We start from the raw sequence: 2819 nt of genomic DNA, 5'->3' as shown, positions 1-2819 counted from the left end.
CCGGGGGTGTGGGTGCGTGGGGGGCGCAGGGTGGCCACCGGGGCCGACCAGCGCCGGCGCAGGGCGATGAGGCGGAGCAGGAAGACGAGCACCGCCGCCGCGGTCAGCCAGGCGGCGTTGGCGTGCCCGAGCGCGTCCAGCAGCGCGACGGCAATCGAGCCGGCGAGCGCGGCGACGGCGTAGATCTCGCGCCGCAGCACCACCGGGATCTCGGCGGTGAGCAGGTCCCGGCCGAGGCCGCCGCCGATCGCGGTGAGCATGCCGATCACGCACGCCCCCACCGCCGGCACCTGGGCGTCGAGGGCCTTGAGCGTGCCGGTGACCGTGAACAGCCCCAGCCCGGCCGCGTCCAGCACCAGCACGGTGGTGCGCAGCTTGGCGAGCTGGGGGTGCAGCCAGAAGACGGCGGCGGCGGTGACGGCGGCCGTGGCGGCGTACCGCCAGTCGGCGAAGGCCAGCGGTGGCACCTCGTCGATCGCCAGGTCCCGGAGGATCCCGCCGCCGAGCGCGGCGACGAATCCGACGAAGACGACGCCGAAGAGGTCGAGCCGTTTGGCCACCGCCGCGGAGGCCCCGGAGGCGGCGAAGACCGCCACCCCGGTGAGGTCGGCGAAGAGCAGGGCGGTGGAGGTGGTCACCGCCGAAGGTTACGTGGGCGGCCGGAACGGCCGTCCGGGTTCACTCGGCGTACGAGTCGTAGATCTCCTTGCACTTCGGGCAGACCGGCGAGCCGGGCTTTGCGGCCTTGGTCACCGGGAACGTCTCCCCACAGAGCGCGACGACGAAGGTGCCCATGACGGCACTCTCGGCGATCTTCTCCTTGCGCACGTAGTGGAACATCTCGGGACCGGTGTCGGCGTCCTTCAGCTCCGGACGCTCGAGAACCTGTGTGCTCACTTCTGCACCTCCAACCGTCAAGTTTGGCAGGTCACCGCTGCCCGGTCCACTTCAGGCCGGCACAGCCGGGGCCGTACGGTGGTGACGTGACTGACTTTCACATCCACTACGGCACCGAGGTGGCCGACGCCCTGCGCGACGGGCGCCCCGTCGTCGCCCTGGAGAGCACCATCGTCTCGCACGGCCTCCCCCGGCCGGACAACGTGCGGGTGGCCCGGGAGATCGAACAGGCCGTCCGGGACGCGGGCGCGGTCCCGGCGACCATCGGCATGGTCGGCGGCCGGCTCGTGGTGGGCCTCGACGACGCGGAGCTGACCCGGCTCGCCAGCGTCGACGGGGTCGCCAAGCTCTCCGTACGCGATCTCGCCGTGGCGGCGGCGACCGGCGCGGACGGCGCCACGACCGTGGCCGCGACCAGCGCGGTGGCCGCCGCCGCCGGGATCGGGGTGTTCGCCACCGGCGGCCTCGGCGGGGTGCACCGGGAGGCCGCGCAGACCTTCGACGAGTCGGCCGACCTGGTCACCCTGGCCCGGACGCCGATCGCGGTGGTCTGCGCCGGCGTCAAGTCGATCCTCGACGTGGGCGCCACCCTGGAGCGGCTGGAGACCCTCGGCGTCGGCGTGGTCGGCTACCGGACCCGGCGGTTCCCCGGCTTCTTCATCACCGACGGCGGCTTCGACCTGGACTGGTCGCTGGACTCGGCCGAGCAGGTCGCGGACGTGCTCACCGCCCGGCGGCAGCACGGCGTGCACCACGGCGGCCTGATCGTGGCCAACCCGCTGCCGACCGACGAGCAGTTGGACCCGCAGCTGCACGACCGGACCCTCGCCGACGGCTTGGCGCTGCTGGAGCGCGACGGGGTGACCGGCAAGGCGGTCACCCCGTACCTGCTGGCCCACTTCCACTCGGCCACCGAGGGGGCGAGCCTGGCGGTGAACGTCCGGATCATCCTGCGCAACGCCGACCTCGCCGCCCGGATCGCGGTCGCCGCGGCCGCCCGCCGCGCCGACGCATGACCGCAGGCCGCGTCCTCGTCGTCGGCGACCTGATCACCGACGTGGTGGCGGTGCTGGCCGGGCCGATGGCCACCGGCTCCGACGCCCCGGCGGCGATCCGGTTCAGCGGCGGCGGGCAGGCCGCCAACACCGCCGCCTGGCTGGCCGCCCAGGGCGTGCCGGTGACGCTGGTGGGCGCGGTCGGCGACGACGGCCAGGGACGGGAGCGGGTCGCCGAGCTGGAGCGGGCCGGGGTCGACTGCGCGGTGACGCGGCACCCGGAGCACGCCACCGGCACGGTCATCGTGCTGGCCACGGCCGGGGAACGGACGATGATCACCGAGCGGGGCGCGAACCTCCGGCTGGTCCCGGCGGACGTCGACGCGGCGCTGGCCGCCGCGCCGGACGCGCGGCACCTGCACCTGTCCGGGTACACCCTGCTGGACGCCGAGTCCCGCCCGGCCGGGCTGCGCGCGCTGGCCGCCGCCCGCGAGCGCGGGCTCACCACCAGCGTCGACGCGGCCTCCGCGGCGCCGCTGCGGCGGGTCGGCGCGGCGGCCTTCCTGTCCTGGGTACGCGGGGTCGACCTGCTCCTGGTCAACGCCGACGAGGCGACGGTGCTGGCGGGCGGGCTCGACCCGGCGGCGCAGGGGCGCGCGCTGTCGGCCTCCGCCCGGCGGATCGTCGTCAAACAGGGGGCGGCGGGGGCGGTCTGGGTGGACCGGGACGCCACGGTCGCCGTGGCGCCGGCCCGCCGGGTGGCGGTGGTGGACGTCACCGGGGCCGGGGACGCCTTCGCGGCCGGGCTGCTGGCCGCCTGGCTCGACGGCGCGGGCCCGGAGGTGGCGCTGGCCCGGGCCGGCGACCTCGGCGCCCTGGCGGTCTCCCAGGTAGGCGCCCGCCCCAACTCCTGACCCGCCCTCGCCC

Annotated in this window: 4 protein-coding genes; 2 read left to right on the top strand and 2 right to left on the bottom strand. The window is 75.7% G+C overall.

Annotation, left to right across the window (positions count from 1 at the left end):
• A partial coding sequence (locus tag ACSNOB_RS31720; RefSeq protein ID WP_436691097.1) for a trimeric intracellular cation channel family protein occupies positions 1-638 on the bottom strand: 638 nt, incomplete at its 3' end.
• A 40-nt stretch (positions 639-678) separates the two neighbouring features.
• Entirely contained in the window at positions 679-897 is a 219-nt protein-coding gene (locus ACSNOB_RS31715) for a DUF3039 domain-containing protein (RefSeq protein ID WP_091096469.1), read from the bottom strand.
• 86 nt (positions 898-983) lie between these two features.
• Between ACSNOB_RS31715 and ACSNOB_RS31710 the strand changes: the two genes are divergently transcribed.
• Both ACSNOB_RS31710 and ACSNOB_RS31705 read left to right on the top strand, forming a co-directional pair.
• Complete coding sequence (locus ACSNOB_RS31710; RefSeq protein WP_436691094.1) at positions 984-1913, top strand: pseudouridine-5'-phosphate glycosidase; 930 nt, start codon at positions 984-986, stop codon at positions 1911-1913.
• Entirely contained in the window at positions 1910-2806 is an 897-nt protein-coding gene (locus ACSNOB_RS31705) for a carbohydrate kinase family protein (RefSeq protein ID WP_436691092.1), read from the top strand. The genes ACSNOB_RS31710 and ACSNOB_RS31705 overlap by 4 nt, the downstream gene beginning before the upstream one ends.
• The last annotated feature ends 13 nt before the right edge of the window (positions 2807-2819 follow it).

The organism is Micromonospora sp. URMC 106, from assembly GCF_051386395.1.
Taxonomy (GTDB): domain Bacteria; phylum Actinomycetota; class Actinomycetes; order Mycobacteriales; family Micromonosporaceae; genus Micromonospora.
The sequence above is the reverse complement of the archived record's forward strand: the minus strand, read 5'-3'. Positions and strand labels throughout refer to the sequence as shown.

What these genes read in the sequence shown, in the direction of transcription:
- ACSNOB_RS31705 (WP_436691092.1), top strand. Translation starts at nt 1,910, where the DNA reads ATGACCGCAGGCCGCGTCCTCGTCGTCGGCGACCTGATCACCGACGTG.